This is a genomic window from Peribacillus sp. NPDC101480, from assembly GCF_050277335.1.
Taxonomy (GTDB): Bacteria; Bacillota; Bacilli; order Bacillales; family DSM-1321; genus Peribacillus.
The window spans coordinates 399,968-416,570 of the sequence record NZ_JBNNSB010000005.1 but is presented as its reverse complement, the minus strand read 5'-3'; the positions used below and the strand labels follow the sequence as shown (position 1 = coordinate 416,570).

Here is a 16,603-nt window from a genome sequence, read left to right as displayed (position 1 = left end):
AGCAGAAATGGCCATATCATGCAACAAAGAAGGGTTTTTTTTGTTGCGGAAATTTTAAATATATGCGTACTTTATACGAAGAGACGTTAACATTCTACTTCTATGATACCCAAATACATAAAAGAAAGGGTCGAGCCTAATGGAAGAAAAGAAAAGAGCGGAAATTAAAAATGCTTTAGACAAACACGTGGTAACCCTGCCTGACGGCACTTCTTTACCTAGTCTAGGACAAGGAACATGGTACATGGGGGAAAATCCCCAAGTGAGAGACAAAGAAATAAAAGCCTTGCAGCTCGGCTTAGAATTGGGTATGAAACTTATTGACACTGCTGAAATGTACGGAAATGGAGACTCTGAACGCTTAGTTGGCAAAGCCATTAAAGGGCGCAGAAATGAAGTCTTTTTAGTCTCAAAAGTGTATCCCCATCATGCAGGTTTAGATAAGATTTCAAAAGCATGTGAAAACAGCTTAAAACGACTAGGAACAGACCACTTGGACTTATATCTTCTCCACTGGAGAGGACGTGTTCCTTTAGAGGATACAATTGAAGGAATGGAAAAACTACGTGAAGAAGGGAAAATTTTAAGATGGGGCGTCTCTAATTTTGACACGGTTGATATGGAAGAACTATGGAACACTAAGCATGGAAAAAATTGTGTGACGAACCAAGTGCTATACCATTTAGGTTCAAGAGGAATCGACTTCGATCTCTTACCATGGCAGCGTGAACATAACATGCCAATCATGGCCTATAGTCCCCTTGCTCAAGGAGGCTCTTTAAGAAGACAGCTTTTAAACGATCCAGCTATTCATGATATTGCTGACAAATACAATGTCCAACCATTACAAATCGCTCTTGCTTGGACCATCCGTTCGAATAACGTCATCTCTATTCCAAAGGCGGTTCAAGATGAACATGTTTTAGCAAATGCTGAAGCAGCAGCAATTGAGTTTACTGAAGAAGATCTCAGTAGAATAGATCAAGTATTTCCTAAACCTACTAGGAAAATGCCATTGGATATTATTTGAAAATTCACTTTAAAGAGGGAATATTGTTTGAGTTGCTGACAATCTAATAGGAATTTCAAAAAAACTGTGTAGAATTTATTCCATACAGTTTTTTTATCGGGGAAGTTTAATATCCTTTTCGAATTATTCCCGCATAACGTAGTAGTGCTAATTGGACGGCAAAGCCTAATCGATTGTAGTCCCGCGATGACAATGAATCGTCGATAAAAGGTATTTGGCTTTAAATCAAGACGCTTCATTCCTTCTGTCGAAGTAATAAATCCAGATTTCCACTCATCATACACCTGAATGAAATCAGCATTGATCTTGTACTTACGTCGCCCGAATTTCACTCCCTTATTCTTTGCTACTTCAATTCCTTCAGCCTGCCGTTGTCTATTTTTTTTACGTTCTTGCTCAGGAACATAAGAAAGTAGACTAAAAATTGGTCCTCCATTAACTTCCCAAGATCACCATTCCCAGGAATTTCCGGCTATCAAAAAGCGTCTCATTCTCTAATACCACAATATCTGCGTTTAACTTTCGAGTAATATACTTCCACTCTCGAATAATACCATCATAATCCGTTAAACTACTTTTTGTACCGACTGGTAGGTACTGATTAAAACGTAAAAAAATGTTCTTCTTGTCTTTTAACGAAGTGATTGCGATACCCATCGAGTAAAAACATACGTGAATAGGCAAGATATATATGCAATTAATATATTGAAGGAGTGTTAATTATGGGTGATATGAAAATAAATGTGAATGCAATTTGGGATGGTGGGGTAACAGGGAATGGAACCCTTAAAGCGGAGTATCTTGATACAAAAATCGCTATTCCAACATCATTAGGAGGTAGTGGTAACGGAGCAAATCCAAAAGAGGTTCTCGTTGCTTCTGTAACAACTTGTTATGCAGCAACACTGACATTTGTGCTTGAAAGCAGAAAACTTCCTGTAGCGGAACTTACAGTGAACTCTGAGGCAAGTATATCTGATAATGAGTTTAAAATTATCCATTATCCTCACATCGTTTTATCTGCTGGCGCGACAGAAGAACAAATTCAATCTGCACAAAGAGCGACAGAAGCAGCAGATAAAGGGTGCGATGTCGGAAATATATTGAAAAAAGCAGATGTTAAAATTGAAGTTCAAGGTAAAGTTTCTGTGAAATGATATGATTCACCCAAAGATGTAGAAATAATCACTTTTTTGTTCAAATTTATCGATCTTCCACAATGGAGGCATTATCTTCAGTATGGAAAAAAGCCCTATTTCTCAATTTAATGCTGAGAAATTGGGCTTTTTAATATTGGTATTTCCTTAACGTTGTAAATTTGCGTTTTGCTGGTGGTACCCCTTTGAAAAAAATAAAAAGGAGCTAGTGTTATGCAGTTACCTGAAGACTTTAAAAATTTTTTAGGCATAAACCAAGCTACTATCCCATGTGCATCATTCGCATGGCAAAGGATTTACCCATAAGCCCGGATTCCTGCACCCGCTACAAGAACTTTCTTTGATTCAAGAATCCCATTAACCAGTTTTTCAGCTTCTTCATCAGCTATTAAGTATACTGAACGATTTAGCTCTTTTATGAATTCAGCTAAATATTGAGAAGTCTGCATGATGGATATTAGCCTTGTTTTACTAATTTTTGTATTTGGGCAGCTGTCCCTTTAATATCAGCTTGTCCAGTGATACCTCCACCAACAATAACAAGGTCAGGTTGTGCTTTAATGACTTCCGGAAGTGTATCTAATTTTATGCCGCCTGCTACAGCAGTTTTTGCATTTTTTACAACACGTTTAATGGTTTGAAGGTCCTCAAAAGAATTTTTTCCAACAGCTTGAAGATCGTAGCCAGTGTGCACACAGATGTAGTCGACGCCAAATGCATCCACTTCTTTAGCACGAGTTTCAAGATCTTTCACAGCGATCATATCAACAAGGATTTTTTTGCCTTGTTTTCTAGCTTCTTCAACAGCCCCTTTGATGGAGATATCTTCAGCTGCACCAAGAATCGTGATGATATCAGCGCCAGCTTCAGATGCCTTCATCACTTCATAACACTGCATCCATAATTTTTAGGTCAGCTAATACTTTTAAAGAAGGGAAAGCTTCTTTCATTTCTTTAACAGCCCTAAGCCCTTCATTAATAACCACAGGTGTACCGATTTCTACGATATCAACATATTCCTCCACTTGTTTAACCAATTCAATACCTTCTTGAATGTTTACTAAATCCAGTGCCAATTGTAATTCCATTTATCCTTCACTCCTAATAGTATGTTTTAGTTTGTTGCACAGTAAGTATGTCCCTCTGGCAATCAATCATTGCGCAGCAAGAAATTCATATGGACTGGACTGTACAATGTATCGTATACTAAGTATAATATTTTAGTAAGTACGCACTTTAATTTTACATAGTGTTAAAAAGTATACTATGTGATTTAGGATTTATATTTGGAGTTGATTTGAATGACAAGGCTACAGAATAAAACATTCAATTGTGAGAAAGAATTGACCCTTTCTGTTATTGGGGGGAAATGGAAGATGCTTGTTTTATGGCACCTAGGCAAGCAGGGGACCAAGCGTTTTGGTGAACTGAAGGCTCTTATGCCGGGCATCACTCAAAGAATGCTCGTTAACCAGCTTCGAGAGCTGGAAGAAGATCTTATTGTTCATCGCAAAGTCTATCCAATTGTACCTCCCAAAGTGGAATACTCTCTGACAGAACAAGGAGAAAGCCTGATGCCGATTCTTGATTCGATGTATAATTGGGGTAAAAATTATATGGAGAATGTCGTTGGGGGCCAAGTAAAAAGAAAAGAGGATATCAAGTAGAAAAACTATCCCCTCTTTCTTATTCAAAGATGTTTTCTCCTTTTTCTTTACCTTGATATGGTCACGTATCAAATTAAGGTAGAGAAAAGCACAACATTTAATAATCAGTTATTAAAAGCCAAGGTTAGCGATTTTTCTATAGTCGCTGACCTTTTCACATGCACCCGGCATGGTGCAAATCTCTAGCCATGGTGGTGTACGGTTTGCTTAATGAAGGAGTGTCTACTCAGAGGGGAAAACCTTTTCGTTTTTAGGAATATTATACAAAGACCCAGTAATTGGTATATTTATTTAATTTTAGCAATTGTAAGTTAAGGGAAGGCTATAACAAGCATGAAAAAAACTCATGAGAACATCAAAAGTCTGTCAATGGTGATAGATCTTTAAATAAATCAGTATCTCCATAATTAACTTCTATAATGAAATGAAATGAAAATAGATGAATCTTAATAAAAGGGCTTGGAACAAAAGGCACTGTTACATGAAGTGATTAATTTTCATGTAACAGTGCCTTTTGTATGCTGTTGCGTTAACAAAACTTATAAAGAGAGGAGGTACCCATGGAAATGTTCAAAACAAATCAACGAAGGGTTTGTGAAAGATGTTTAACAATCACTACAGATTAATGAAAAATGTCCAAAATGTGGCCATGCTCAATTAAGGCAGTCATCTTTACCCTACAAGCTGGGAGAATTAAACTAGTCTTACATTCAAAAGTAGGATTATGCATAAAGGGGTTCCGGTAGCAAAACGCGGAAAACATACGCTAAGCAAAATTCGACATCAAAAAAGCCGATTTTCCTACTCTAAGGAAGTTCGGCTGTTACTTTTGGATTTACCGTTATATATTGCTTGATATAATCTGGTTACGCCTTCTTTTACTTCTTCATTTTTTGATGCCCAAACCCTAAAATAATTCGATTAGGATGTTTCCATTTTTCTATAGTATTATCTTCTGCTGGAAAAATTCAATTCCAAACTTTTCGATTTCTTCAAGTAACTTTAAAAAATGGGAATCTTTCCATTAAACAATTAGGTGTAAACATGTTAAATAACCAAAATAATCCTTCTTTCTTTGCCACCTGTTCTCTAAGCTGATTTGTGTAGTTCCTTTAAAGCCGTTTCCTAGCCCTGTCTAAAGCAAAAAATTTGATTTTGGGTATAAAGGAAAATAATATAGAGATATCGCAAATTATCAATTTCCTTTTGTTCGATTAGTTTATACTCATTCCAAGCAAAATAGATTTTAAGATCAGAAAGGGGCGGGCAACGTTGAATCGGGAATCAAATATGATAAATGACGAACAGGCAGTTGAAATTTTCAAGGCTCTGTCAAATCAAATAAGAGTAAATATTCTGCAAATGTTGAAAGAACCTGATAATAACTTTTCCCCGCAGGCCCATATCATCAAAGAAAAAGGCTTTGATGGCGGGGTTTGTGTTAGTGATATTCGCAGCAAAGTAGGACTATCACAGTCCACTACCTCCCAGTATTTATCTATCCTATTGCAAAGCGGTTTGGTGGAAATGAAACGAATCGGTCAATGGACTTATTATCGACGGAATGAGGAAACCATTAAACAGTTTGAAAAGTATATAGGCTTAAAAATATAACCTTTTAAGGAGGACCAAGAGTGAGTTTTCAAAATCATCGTGCCTATAACAGCATGTACCAGAAAGACAAAATGACACTCGGATTTATCCTCCCGACTGCCAGGATGTCTAAAAATCCGATTATGGAGAATCAGCTGGAGCTTGCCCGTAAAATTGAGGAATATGGCTTTGCTTCATTATGGCTCCGTGATATTACGATGCAGGATTTGAATATTGATGATAACGGCCAAAAGTTCGATTTATGGATTTATTTGACGTATCTTGCTGCCTATACGAAGCACATTGCGTTAGTGACAGGAAGTGTAGTTCTACCTTTGCGCCACCCCGTCAGGGTAGCCAAGGAAGCTGCATCAATTGATCAATTGTTTCCAGGTCGATTGATTATGGGAGTGGCATCAGGGGACAGGGAAAAAGACTTTACAGCTTTAGGGATATCTAAGCAAGAAAGCGGTCCGTTATTTAAAGAAAATTTCGAAATTCTCGACCGGCTGTTAAAAGAAGATCAGCCGACAATCCACAGCCACGCCGGACTTATCGATGGTACAGATATGAGGTTAATCCCAAAGCCTGTATCTTCGATTCCGACCATGGTGACTGGATTTAGCAATCAGTCTATCAATTGGATAGCCAGGAATGGGGATGGGTGGCTTCAATACCCAAGAAGCATTACTCAACAGGCGCAGCTTATCCAGGATTATCGTGCTTTAACTGAAGTTCATGCTCCAGGAGATTTTAAACCCTTCTCTCAAAGCTTGTTCATCAATTTATTGGAAAATCCCGATGAAATGCCTGTCCCCATACCCTTAGGCTATTCCGTAGGAAGAAACCGTTTAGTTGATCTACTTCATCAATTTCAAGCGATTGGTGTCAACCATTTGGCGTTTGTTCTGTATTTTTCCAAGCGCCCTCCAGAGGAAGTAATCCAGGAACTTGGAGAATTTGTTTTACCCTACTTTCCAACCCATAGAGGTACAGGCCAGTTTTAAAAAATTTAATTGTATAAAAGGAGGAAGAATTATGACAAAGAAAATAGAACTTTCAGTGCTAGAACCCTCCCCAATTGTCGAGGGAGGATCAGCCGACTTTCCCTTCAAACACGCTTGATCTAGCAAAGAAAACAGAGCAGTGGGGATATAAACGGTTTGGGTTGCTGAACATCATAATTGGGCAGGAATGGCGAGTTCAGCATCCCCGATCGTAATTGGACGAGTAGTCTCTGTCACGGAAAAAATGCGTATTGGATCAGGTGCAATGCTGCATTCCCATTATTCTCCTCTTTCCGTGGCTGAGCAATTGGGAACATTAGAAACCTTCTTCCCTGGCCGAATCGACCTTGGATTGGGGCGGGCACCTGGCACCGACCAATATTCAGCAAATGTATTGCGGCATAGGGTTGCTGGTGAACCTGAATTTGATGCCCCACTTGAGGAGCTTATCGCATATCTTTATGGTACAGGAACAGCCACAAAGAATGGTTCATTTAGCATTCACGCCATTCCCGGCGAAAAAAAATGTGCCAATTTGGCTGTTAGGTTCAGGGTTTTATAGTGCACAATTGTCTGGAATGCTTGGGTTACCATTCTCTTTCGCGGGACATTTTGCTCCAGGTAACATGATGGAGGCCATAAAATTGTAGCGGGATTATTTTCGTCCGTCTCAATTTTTGGAGGAGCCTTATGTACTGTTAGCCGTTCAAGTGGTGGCTGCTGATGAGAAACAGGAAGCACAAAGGCTTGCCACTTCGATGTATCAAAAATTTCTTTTGTTAACCCGCGGACAGCCTTCGCTCATTTTGGCACCTGTTGATAATATGGTCAAACTTTGGAACGATAATGAACGCAGGGCGGTTGAAGAACAGCTTTTCACTTCCATCATCGGGGACCCTGCAGGTGTGAAGCAGCAGCTCCATGAGTTAATAGAAAAGACTGACGCTGATGAAATTATGAATCATACAGAGATTTTTGATCGTAAGGCACGGCTGCGCTCTTATGAAATTTTGGCTCAGGCTGCAGTAAATTAAACATTATTGTCTAGTCTAATAAAGGATGTATTTTCTGCAGATATTAAATCAGTTAAATTAATGTGATTTAGATTGAAGCAGTATAAGAAGACAAAGAAAACAACCTGTAAATTCTTTTATAGGTTTGAAACGAAATTTTTAAAGAAAGAAGATGAGCATATGCCTGAAAATGATACAAAACAAATTACGGATATTCCATTCTCGGTCCTGGATCTCTCTCCAATTGCAGATGGAAGGACGCCGGCTGATTCTTTTCGCAATACTTTGGAGCTGGCCCGGCTCGCTGAAAAGCTGGGGTATAACCGATATTGGCTCGCTGAGCATCATAATATGCCATTTATCGCCAGCTCTGCAACATCGGTAGTCATTTCCCATGTTGCAGCAGGTACATCAAAAATCCGGGTAGGTTCAGGCGGCATTATGCTGCCGAATCATGCACCTCTTGTTATTGCTGAGCAATTTGGTACTCTGGAATCATTATATCCAGGACGTATTGATCTTGGCTTGGGCCGTGCACCAGGCACTGATCAGCTTACGGCACGTGCATTAAGACGTGACTTGAGAAGTTCAGGAGAAGATTTCCCTGAGCAGCTGGCTGAGCTCCGGAATTACTTTGACCCTTCCCTGGCACAAGGATATAGTCATGTTAAAGCAATTCCAGGTGAAGGATTAAACATACCTATTTGGCTGTTAGGTTCGAGCGGATACAGTGCCCAGCTGGCAGGAGAGCTTGGACTGCCGTTTGCATTTGCGAGCCATTTCTCGCCGCATAACACACTGCCGGCTATCCAGCTGTACCGCCGTTCGTTTAAGCCTTCTAAAGTACTGGACAAGCCGCATGCAATGGTAGGGCTAAACATCATTGCGGCCGATACAGATCAAGAAGCTGAGCGGCTCGCTACAACATTGCAGCAGCAGTTCTTGAATTTGATGCGCGGGAAGGAAGTCCCATTGCAGCCGCCAGTGGATAATATTAATGATATAGCTAGCGACTATGAAATAGCTGCCCTTGAGAATCAATTAGGAACTTCGATTGTCGGCAGTCCTCAAATCGTAAAAGAAAAGCTGGAAAAGGTTCTGGATGAAAGTCAAGCCGATGAAATTATGGCAATCGCCCAGGTTTACGATCATAAGGCACGTCTCCATTCCTATGAAATATTGGCAGAAATTACTCAGCTAAAATAGGTCAAAACTGGCATCACCATAGAAGAAACGTTGCAATTAGTGGACAAGTTAGCAGACCAGGACCTGGATTATCTCCATATTTCTGTCGGCGGCTTTTGGAACGGATCAATCCATGAAGATAACAATCAGACATCCCGAGTTGTTATGTTCCATGAGCGTGTCGGCGGTCGTGTTCCTGTGATGGGTGTTGGAATGCTGCGGACACCCGATGAAGTGATGAAAGCATTTGAAATAGGTGTACCTTTAATCGCTTTAGGGAGGGAATTGATAATGGAACCTCAGTGGTATAAGAATATACCTTATACTAAACAAGACGGTACATTTTAAAGGGAAACCATCTTATTGGTTTCCCTCCTTTTTTGAGTATTAGAGCAGAAAATCAGCCATAGTTTATTTGTTTATGACTAGATGTTATTGTTAATATGTAATCAACAATAGACACCCATAGAAAGGATTGGATCTAAAGTGAACCTGGGATTAAAAGATAAAACGGCAGTCGTGACAGGCGGCAGTAAGGGTATTGGAAAAGCAATTGCCGTCGCGTTTGCCAAGGAAGGCACCAACCAATGTTGTAATTTGTGGCCGTGGTGAAGAAGCATTAAAAGAAGCAGCAGCAGAAAGTGAAAAGCTGGGAGGCAATAGGTTTTAATATGGAGAATGGGTGAATCTTTCGATTCCAAGCTATCAAAGGCTTTATCCTGCATTTTGGAAACGAGGATGAACAGGCCGAGATTCGATATTATAGGCGATGATTTCTCCATTAAACAGGTCAAGAATAGTCGATAAGTTAAGTCTTTCCCCAGCTAGATGGAATTCCGTGACGTCGGTAACCCATTTTTCATTGGACTTTGCCGCCTTGAAATCACGTGCTAGAATGTTGGTCGCAACCTTGCCGATTTTCCCTTTGTACGAACGGTATTTATTCATGCGAACCAATGACTTCAATCCTAGTTCATTCATCAATCGGAGAACTATTTTATGATTGATGTGAGCACCTCGATGTTGTCTAACAATTGGGGTGCAGTTAAGTATCATGGTGCTCTTTGAAGTGGAAATTCTACAGTTCATCATTTACTTCAGAAAATATATATACTTTTTCCCTTTAAGAAATAGTGTTAAATATACTGATGATTTTTAATTATCAGGTCATTTGTGAAATAAGGAATTAAAAACGGCAGAACTTATAATTTTCCCAATAAACACAATGAAATCAAGAAAGGACATCCTGGTTTTTCATTATCCATTGTTATTAGATAAACCTTCATTTTTAGTATTCCGCCCGAGCTTTCTATAAATTGTGCTTCTATGAATGCCAAGTTTTTTTGCAGCCGCTGTAACATTGCCATTTGCCTCATTAAGTACCATAAGAATCATATGCAATTCTTGCTGCTTTAAAGAGATTGGATAACTCACTGATTCTTCGTGGGATGAGGAAGGATTAGTAAGTATTAATGGCTGTTCTTTATTATTCAATTTTTGATGTGTATGATCTGTCGCTGAATAATTTATTATCCTTTTAGTTAGTCCGATTTCTTTTGGGAAATCACTGTTTGTGATTATATTGCCATTTGCCTTTATGGCCACTTTGTAGGCAAAATTCCTTAATTCACGTACATTCCCAGGCCATCCATACTGCTCTAAGACAAACATGTCTTGGTCGCCTATTTTAAGTGGTGGTCTCCTAATTTCTGCACATGTTTTTGTCAAAAAATGATTTAATAATAAGGGGACATCCCCTGTTCTTTCGCGCAGTGGGGGGACTTCCAAGGAAAGGATATTAAGTCTGTAGTAAAGGTCTTTACGAAAAGTGCCTTCCTCGCAGGCTTTTTTTAAATTACAATTTGTTGCCGCAATTACCCGTACATTTAATTTTATCGGTTCTCTTCCACCCATTCGTACAATTTCTCCTTCTTCAAGCACGCGTAAAAACATGGCCTGTAAATCTAGTGGCATCTCGCCAACTTCATCTAAAAAAATTGTTCCTCCTTCAGCCTGTTGGAATTTTCCGGAACGGCCACCTTTTATACTTCCTGTGAAGGTGCCTTCCTCATAACCGAATAATTCGCTTGCTGCGAGTTCTTTTGGAATTGCCCCGCAATTAACAGCTACAAAAGCAGCTTCAGATCGATGACTATAAGCGTGTATGGATTGGGCGAATAACTCTTTGCCAGTACCGCTCTCTCCCTCAATTAAAACGGGTAAATCCAAATTGGCCATTGTATGCGCCTCATCGATAACAGATTGGAATTCCGGAGATTTCCCAATCATATTTGTGAAGGAGTACTTTGTACTAAATCCCGTTTTATTTAAAGGTTTGACTTTTGAAATCGCATGTATCATAAAACCAATAGGGAATCCTTGATGATATAAAGGGACTGACTCAAAAATCCATCCGTCTTTCATGCCTTCTGTGCCACTGCAAACTGATAATGAATTTATTAATCGGTTATTGTAATCAATCCAACCTTTGTCATACCATGGGGTGGAGGCTTTAATGACTTGATGTCCACGATCGAGCACAGCCACTATTTTACTGGGGCTTTTACGAGTTGTTTCATTATAATGTTCAAGTAGCAAAAAGTGCTCAAATTTGAGCTGGCTTTGGAGCTTTTCTTCGATTGTTTGAGTGATAGAAACAACAGCGGATAGAGAGAGGGGATGTACCACGTCCCAAATACCGGTTAAGTTGACCGCTCCAAGAACCTTTTGTGTTGCAGGATCTTTAATCGGCGAGGCTGAGCATACCCAATTGTGAACAGGTTGGCAGAAATGTTCTCCCGCGAAGACTTGCATGGGGACTCCTGTAGCCAAAGAAGTGCCCATAGCATTTGTCCCTACATAGCTCTCTGACCATGAAGTCCCTGCTGCAAAATTTATATTTTCGGCTTTCTTTTTGAGAGAGGCATTTCCATCTAGATATAATAATTCTCCTTTATGATTACAAATCACAATTAAGTGACCTGAATCTATTGCTGATTCTTTAAGTTTTGGTAGAAGGGATTCTGAAATAGAAAAGAACGTGTGGGTTGTTTGATATTCTTGTATTTCATTTTGTGACAGAACCTGTGGGGCTCTCCCTTTGGTGGGGTGTACTCCATGACGAATAGAGCGCTCCCAAGATTGATAAGTTAAGGATCTCACTTCAGATACTAAATTTTGGCCTGATATAAAATTCTCCCAGGCTCTTTCGATTCTATCCTTTTCAGTCTTCGGTGAAGAGAAAATATCCAACGAAATATATGGGTTCTTCATACCGGTACCTTCCTTTTAATGTAAGTACGTGCCATGTTTCTGAAATCACCCTGACCTTTCAGTAAACGCTTACAATATTTTTAAGTGATTGATAATAAAAAGCTCTCCATCACGTTGGTAATATAGTTACACATATTATATACCAATTATCTAAATTATCAATCTTGTTAGTCTCCACTATGCTTTCCCACTCTCAAATATAATCTACTATTCTTAATCAAACTTATAAGTTAGGTGTGTCGCACTTTGCTTAATTACGATTGTCACTTTTAGATACAGTGTCGCTTAATGCACCATATATCATTAGAAAAAAATACAGAACTTTCAATATTTTTATTTAAATCTATAGTTATCATTCCAAATTTCCAATTATTTAGAACCTGATAAATATCGGAATAGAGGTACTCTTGCTTGTATTAAAGAAACATTTAATAATTTTTGATAGTAAAGAAGGAAGTTTTGGCACAGTATTTGCAATGAAGTAAAGAGAAAGGCAAAACTTGAAGGGGTGATAATGTTGTATAAAACGAAAAGCGGGGAAGAAATTTTTGTTATTGATTCTCATGTGGCAATCTGGGATGGAAGCAAGGAAAACCAGCTAAACATACATGGGGAACAGTTTATTAGTTGTTTCTATGATTATCATAAGAACTTGAGTCCTGAAGAATATTTTTGGCCAAGGGAAAAATTCGAGAAATATGGCTCTGAAACGTTGGTACAGGATGTCATTGTAAAAGGATATGCTGATATGGCTATTTTTCAACCGGTATATCTTAAGGAGTTTTACAAAAACGGGTTTGGAGATTTTGATGTGAATGATGCCCTTTCAAAAAAATATCCAAATCGTTTTATATGTAATGGGACGCTTGATCCTCGACATGGTGAGCGCGGGTTAGAAAATCTAGAAGCGATGAAATTGAAATACGGTTGGCAAGGTATAAAACTTTATACAGCTGATTGGTATGGCGATTCTAAAGGGTATAAGCTGTCTGATCCGTGGTCTCAGCGTTATCTGCAAAAATGCCTTGATCTGGGAATAAAAAATATTCATATCCATAAAGGTCCAACGGTCACACCGCTTAATCGCGACGCTTTTGATGTTGCTGACGTTGATGATGCTGCAAGTACTTTTCCAGAACTGAATTTTATCGTAGAGCATGTTGGGTTGCCTAGACTGGAAGATTTTTGTTGGATTGCAACACAAGAGAAAAATGTATACGGGGGATTAGCTGTAGCCATATCACTTATCCATCAACGCCCTCGTTATTTTGCAGAAATCATAAGTGAGTTATTGTACTGGCTGGATGAGGATCGCATCCTTTTCGGGAGTGATTATGGAATATGGGAACCAAAATGGCTTATCGAAAAATTCGTAGATTTTGAGCTTCCTGAAGATATCCAACAGGAAACAGGCGTAACTTTTGATTTGAATGTAAAAAAGAAAATTTTAGGCGGTAATGCAGCCAGACTCTATAATATTGATATCGAGGCTCAAAAAGCGAAGTTACAAAAGTGCGAACTAGCTTCACATATAATGGTTTAATCTCAATCAATAGACCAGTTGAGTCGTGTTAAAGTTTTGTATCAATCATTGAAAAAGAGAGGTGCATCGAACTTTATGAACAAAGAAAAACAGGTTTATAGCATGCTTGATAAAGTTTATGATCCAGAATTAGACCAGCCTTTAACTGAATTAGGATTTATCGATCACACGGTAATAAAAGAAAACGATGTCGAAGTAGTTTTTCGATTACCAACTTACTGGTGTTCACCTAACTTCGCATATATCATGGCCGAAGATATACTGAAGTATGTGGCTGAATTAGACTGGGTAAATGAAGTTAAAGTAACTTTATTAGATCACTGTGCTTCGGTTGAAATCAACCAAGGAGCAACTTCAGGTAAATCCTTTAGCGAATCCTTTAGTAGTTTATCTGATGGAGATCTTGATGAATTACGTAAGACTTTCCAGATAAAAGCTTTCTATGCAAGGCAAGAGAAACTTATAAGATATTTACTTCAAAATGGGATGTCAAAGAAAGAAATCCTCAATATATCTATCCAAGAGCTATATGAACTGCCTTTATCTGTAGAAGGGAAGTTACTTAGGGAAAAATACCTGGAAAAGAAAAAAACGTCGAATTACTTAAATCAATTAGCCATAACCACTCCTGAAGATAAAGAGATAACTGAAGAAGGGTTTGCTGATTATCTGCGAGGTGCTAAAGGGTCACGAATGAATATGGAGTTTAATGCTCATTATTGTCGCGGTTTATTAGAGGCTCGATATAATTTGCCTTCCGCTGATGAAAGTACATTGACGGAAATATAATTTTAAGTATGCTTAGGAATTTTTAAAAATTTCAGAAAAGGAATGTGATGAAAAATGAGTAAAAACGTTCTTATTATAACTGGTGACGCTGTAGAGGCATTGGAAGTATTTTATCCATATTATAGATGTATCGAAGAAAATATTAATTGCACAATTGCCTCACCTGTGAAAAAAAGTCTCCAGACAGTTGTTCATGATTTTTTGCCTGAAATGGAAACGTTTACAGAGAAATGGGGATATAAAATTGAATCTCATGCCTCGGTTGAAGAGATTGAACCTACTGATTATGACGCACTTATTATTCCTGGGGGCCGTGCTCCTGAATATATTCGTATGAATAAAAAAGTACAAGATATAACCGCCCATTTTTTAAAAGAAAATAAACCACTTGGAGTTATCTGTCACGGACAACTGGTATTAACAACGATAAGAGAATATATAAAGGGCAGGGAGATGACAGCTTATAACGCATGTAGACCCGAAATAGAAGCTGCAGGAGCTACATACGTGGAAGAAATGCTTCATGTTGATGGCAATATCGTGTCAGGGCATGCTTGGCCAGATCTCCCAGGTTTTATGAAAGAATTCTTTAAATTGCTAAATGTTAAAAAAGAAGCTTCTGTTTAAATAAGTCAAAAGGACTGAAACATTCCCTCCTTATTTTCAAGCTAATATGGGTGATATTACTAATATTGAGAAAAAAGGGTTGCCACTGGCAATCCTTTTTAAATTGGACAATATTTATGGCTGAATTTATTAAAACGGCTTCCAAATAGTTTTCTTAAAAAGTATTAGGCAACTTTGAGTTTTTGTGACATCGAATAATCATAGACAACCTAAGATATCAAAGACCGTTTTCTTGTTATAACGATGACATTTCCGTCCGTTTTTCTCCAAAAGGTAAAACAGATGGAGAAAAGTCTTTGATAGTTCTTGGGTGTCCTTTTGTAATCCTTGATAAAACAATAAATAATAGTCTTTTATCATATAGATAGATTTATATTCACTTAACTCCTTCTATGTCTAAAAGTAACTGACGCATTTTAAACATGGTAGAGGAACAGAGTAAAATGCTAATCAGTTGCCCATATAAGTGACACTCTAAGCGTTCCCTTTTGATCTCTTTGCACTTGTCAATTTGAAAGAAAGATTTCCAGTTCTTAAATAGAATTTCAATCTGCCAACGTAACGAATACAGGTCATGGATATGTTCCGTTGGAACGTCTTCTAAAGGAAGATTTGTAATATATACGTTCATTCCACTTAATCGTTTGCTTCGGTCTTTATAGGTAATGCCCTTCTTCTATTCTTTTTTTGCTTGTTCTTTCAATCTTTTCTCTTTTTGTGCCTCAGTTAGTCGATGAATAACCACTCGGGCGGGTAGTTTTTGATACAGGCCAATGTATGCTACTGAAATTTCGAGTGTTTGTCCAGGTCGTAATTGATTCATAAGCTCTTCCGTGTCTAACTGAATAAAGAGAGTACCTTTCTTCACAGTCCCATTTCGAAAAAACTCTGGTTTATCGTTCTTACGATAGATACGAGAATTTAACTTCAAACGTGAGACATAGTAAGCACCTTCATCATTTATTTTCTGTAAGTCATGTAAGTCGAAATACCCTAAATCCCTTATGTATAAGTCTTTCGGTTGAATGATTTGTAGACTCGTTGAACCGAAGGTTTTATCATTTTCTCTCCCTTCTCCTACATAAACGTGAAGGAACTTCCCACTCAATAATTCATATTCAAGTTGGATTTTAACACCTGCGGTATGGCTGCTTCCGTCAGAAACTTGATAATGTGAGGCAAACTTATCTGGAAGTTGAAATGTTGTAGAATCTAGGATACGAATACGTTTAAAAGTCGTGGAGTAGGGGTGAAGTATTTCTTGTGTTGAATGAATTCTTTGAGTGAGAAGATTAGCTAGAACTTGTTGAAGAAACTGTACGGCTGAACCATTAAATCGTTGATTAAGCCCTTCGGGGCTCATGAGGACACCTGTAGATGCTACGAGATGGCTACACAATTGTGCGAGTGGCGTACTCGCGACCTGTTGACTAAGCCATACACATAAAGCAATTAATTCTTGTGCTTGATATTTACTTTTACGGGAACAAAACCAACTTCTTTAGCTAATTGTTGTAGAGAAGACGGAGATAAGTAGTTTTGAAGTTCTTGAGAAAAGAAATTCATTTCGTCTAAAACAGAAAAACTCATAGAAAACGCCATCCTTCCTGTAAATTTCTACAAATAGAATAGCGTTTTTTTCGTTATGATGATACAAATTCACTTTAGCTTAATGGCCATGCGGTGGGACCCCTAAAATAGTAAAATATCGACTAATGT

12 protein-coding genes and 6 pseudogenes are annotated in these 16,603 nt (G+C 38.4%); 12 read left to right on the top strand and 6 right to left on the bottom strand.

Annotated features, from left to right (window positions below; genetic code table 11):
* Nucleotides 1–139 precede the first annotated feature (139 nt).
* Nucleotides 140–1,030, top strand: a complete 891-nt coding sequence (locus tag ACQKMF_RS19105) for an aldo/keto reductase (protein ID WP_402937420.1) — start codon at nt 140–142, stop codon at nt 1,028–1,030.
* Nucleotides 1,031–1,361: 331 nt separating this feature from the next.
* On the opposite strand, the pseudogene ACQKMF_RS19100 reads toward ACQKMF_RS19105, so the two are convergent.
* Nucleotides 1,362–1,594: pseudogene (locus ACQKMF_RS19100) on the bottom strand (recombinase family protein); the annotation flags it as partial.
* Between the two features lie 158 nt (nt 1,595–1,752).
* Between ACQKMF_RS19100 and ACQKMF_RS19095 the strand changes: the two are divergent.
* A complete protein-coding gene (locus tag ACQKMF_RS19095; protein ID WP_402937418.1) occupies nt 1,753–2,187 on the top strand; it encodes an OsmC family protein in 435 nt (144 codons plus the stop codon).
* 265 nt (nt 2,188–2,452) lie between these two features.
* On the opposite strand, the pseudogene ACQKMF_RS19090 reads toward ACQKMF_RS19095, so the two are convergent.
* Both ACQKMF_RS19090 and hxlA read right to left on the bottom strand, forming a co-directional pair.
* Nucleotides 2,453–2,636, bottom strand: a pseudogene (locus ACQKMF_RS19090) (6-phospho-3-hexuloisomerase); the annotation flags it as partial.
* 8 nt (nt 2,637–2,644) lie between these two features.
* A pseudogene (gene hxlA, locus ACQKMF_RS19085) lies at nt 2,645–3,275 on the bottom strand (3-hexulose-6-phosphate synthase).
* A gap of 213 nt (nt 3,276–3,488) precedes the next feature.
* Between hxlA and ACQKMF_RS19080 the strand changes: the two are divergent.
* The 7 genes and pseudogenes from ACQKMF_RS19080 (at nt 3,489) to ACQKMF_RS19050 (ending at nt 9,264) form a co-directional block, all read left to right on the top strand.
* Nucleotides 3,489–3,854 (top strand): winged helix-turn-helix transcriptional regulator, encoded by a 366-nt coding sequence (locus ACQKMF_RS19080; protein ID WP_427574460.1) that lies wholly within the window; start codon nt 3,489–3,491, stop codon nt 3,852–3,854.
* 1,290 nt (nt 3,855–5,144) lie between these two features.
* Nucleotides 5,145–5,468, top strand: coding sequence for an ArsR/SmtB family transcription factor (locus tag ACQKMF_RS19075; protein WP_402940068.1), 324 nt, complete (start codon nt 5,145–5,147; stop codon nt 5,466–5,468).
* Nucleotides 5,469–5,488: 20 nt separating this feature from the next.
* Complete coding sequence (locus tag ACQKMF_RS19070) at nt 5,489–6,454, top strand: TIGR03571 family LLM class oxidoreductase (RefSeq protein ID WP_230175770.1); 966 nt, start codon at nt 5,489–5,491, stop codon at nt 6,452–6,454.
* Between the two features lie 31 nt (nt 6,455–6,485).
* Nucleotides 6,486–7,488, top strand: a pseudogene (locus tag ACQKMF_RS19065) (LLM class flavin-dependent oxidoreductase).
* 159 nt (nt 7,489–7,647) lie between these two features.
* On the top strand, nt 7,648–8,673 hold the full coding sequence (locus ACQKMF_RS19060; protein WP_040375767.1) for an LLM class flavin-dependent oxidoreductase: 1,026 nt from the start codon (nt 7,648–7,650) through the stop codon (nt 8,671–8,673).
* A 30-nt stretch (nt 8,674–8,703) separates the two neighbouring features.
* Entirely contained in the window at nt 8,704–9,000 is a 297-nt protein-coding gene (locus ACQKMF_RS19055; RefSeq protein WP_427574457.1) for a hypothetical protein, read from the top strand.
* 138 nt (nt 9,001–9,138) lie between these two features.
* Nucleotides 9,139–9,264: an SDR family NAD(P)-dependent oxidoreductase gene (locus ACQKMF_RS19050; RefSeq protein ID WP_353051629.1), complete on the top strand. Its 126-nt coding sequence runs from the start codon at nt 9,139–9,141 to the stop codon at nt 9,262–9,264.
* Nucleotides 9,265–9,323: 59 nt separating this feature from the next.
* Here the strand turns inward: ACQKMF_RS19050 and ACQKMF_RS19045 are convergent.
* Together ACQKMF_RS19045 and ACQKMF_RS19040 are read right to left on the bottom strand one after the other, a co-directional pair.
* Nucleotides 9,324–9,669, bottom strand: a pseudogene (locus ACQKMF_RS19045) (DDE-type integrase/transposase/recombinase); the annotation flags it as partial.
* 240 nt (nt 9,670–9,909) lie between these two features.
* Nucleotides 9,910–11,925 (bottom strand): sigma-54-dependent Fis family transcriptional regulator, encoded by a 2,016-nt coding sequence (locus tag ACQKMF_RS19040; protein WP_427574455.1) that lies wholly within the window; start codon nt 11,923–11,925, stop codon nt 9,910–9,912.
* 517 nt (nt 11,926–12,442) lie between these two features.
* On the opposite strand from ACQKMF_RS19040, the gene ACQKMF_RS19035 reads away from it, so the two are divergent.
* The 3 genes from ACQKMF_RS19035 to ACQKMF_RS19025 all read left to right on the top strand — a co-directional run bounded on the left by ACQKMF_RS19035 (nt 12,443) and on the right by ACQKMF_RS19025 (nt 14,884).
* Nucleotides 12,443–13,468, top strand: a complete 1,026-nt coding sequence (locus tag ACQKMF_RS19035) for an amidohydrolase family protein (RefSeq protein ID WP_048689574.1) — start codon at nt 12,443–12,445, stop codon at nt 13,466–13,468.
* A 75-nt stretch (nt 13,469–13,543) separates the two neighbouring features.
* Entirely contained in the window at nt 13,544–14,257 is a 714-nt protein-coding gene (locus ACQKMF_RS19030) for an iron-sulfur cluster assembly protein (RefSeq protein ID WP_427574453.1), read from the top strand.
* A gap of 54 nt (nt 14,258–14,311) precedes the next feature.
* Nucleotides 14,312–14,884 carry a DJ-1/PfpI family protein gene (locus tag ACQKMF_RS19025; RefSeq protein WP_048689580.1) on the top strand — a complete coding sequence of 191 codons (573 nt, stop codon included), beginning with the start codon at nt 14,312–14,314 and terminating at the stop codon, nt 14,882–14,884.
* Between the two features lie 164 nt (nt 14,885–15,048).
* On the opposite strand, the pseudogene ACQKMF_RS19020 reads toward ACQKMF_RS19025, so the two are convergent.
* Nucleotides 15,049–16,474, bottom strand: a pseudogene (locus ACQKMF_RS19020) (IS4 family transposase).
* Nucleotides 16,475–16,603 lie beyond the last annotated feature (129 nt).

Coding starts and splice junctions, on each gene's coding strand:
- ACQKMF_RS19025 (WP_048689580.1), top strand. CDS start 14,312: ATGAGTAAAAACGTTCTTATTATAACTGGTGACGCTGTAGAGGCATTG.
- ACQKMF_RS19080 (WP_427574460.1), top strand. CDS start 3,489: ATGACAAGGCTACAGAATAAAACATTCAATTGTGAGAAAGAATTGACC.
- ACQKMF_RS19075 (WP_402940068.1), top strand. CDS start 5,145: ATGATAAATGACGAACAGGCAGTTGAAATTTTCAAGGCTCTGTCAAAT.
- ACQKMF_RS19095 (WP_402937418.1), top strand. CDS start 1,753: ATGGGTGATATGAAAATAAATGTGAATGCAATTTGGGATGGTGGGGTA.
- ACQKMF_RS19040 (WP_427574455.1), bottom strand. CDS start 11,925: ATGAAGAACCCATATATTTCGTTGGATATTTTCTCTTCACCGAAGACT.
- ACQKMF_RS19060 (WP_040375767.1), top strand. CDS start 7,648: ATGCCTGAAAATGATACAAAACAAATTACGGATATTCCATTCTCGGTC.
- ACQKMF_RS19030 (WP_427574453.1), top strand. CDS start 13,544: ATGAACAAAGAAAAACAGGTTTATAGCATGCTTGATAAAGTTTATGAT.
- ACQKMF_RS19105 (WP_402937420.1), top strand. CDS start 140: ATGGAAGAAAAGAAAAGAGCGGAAATTAAAAATGCTTTAGACAAACAC.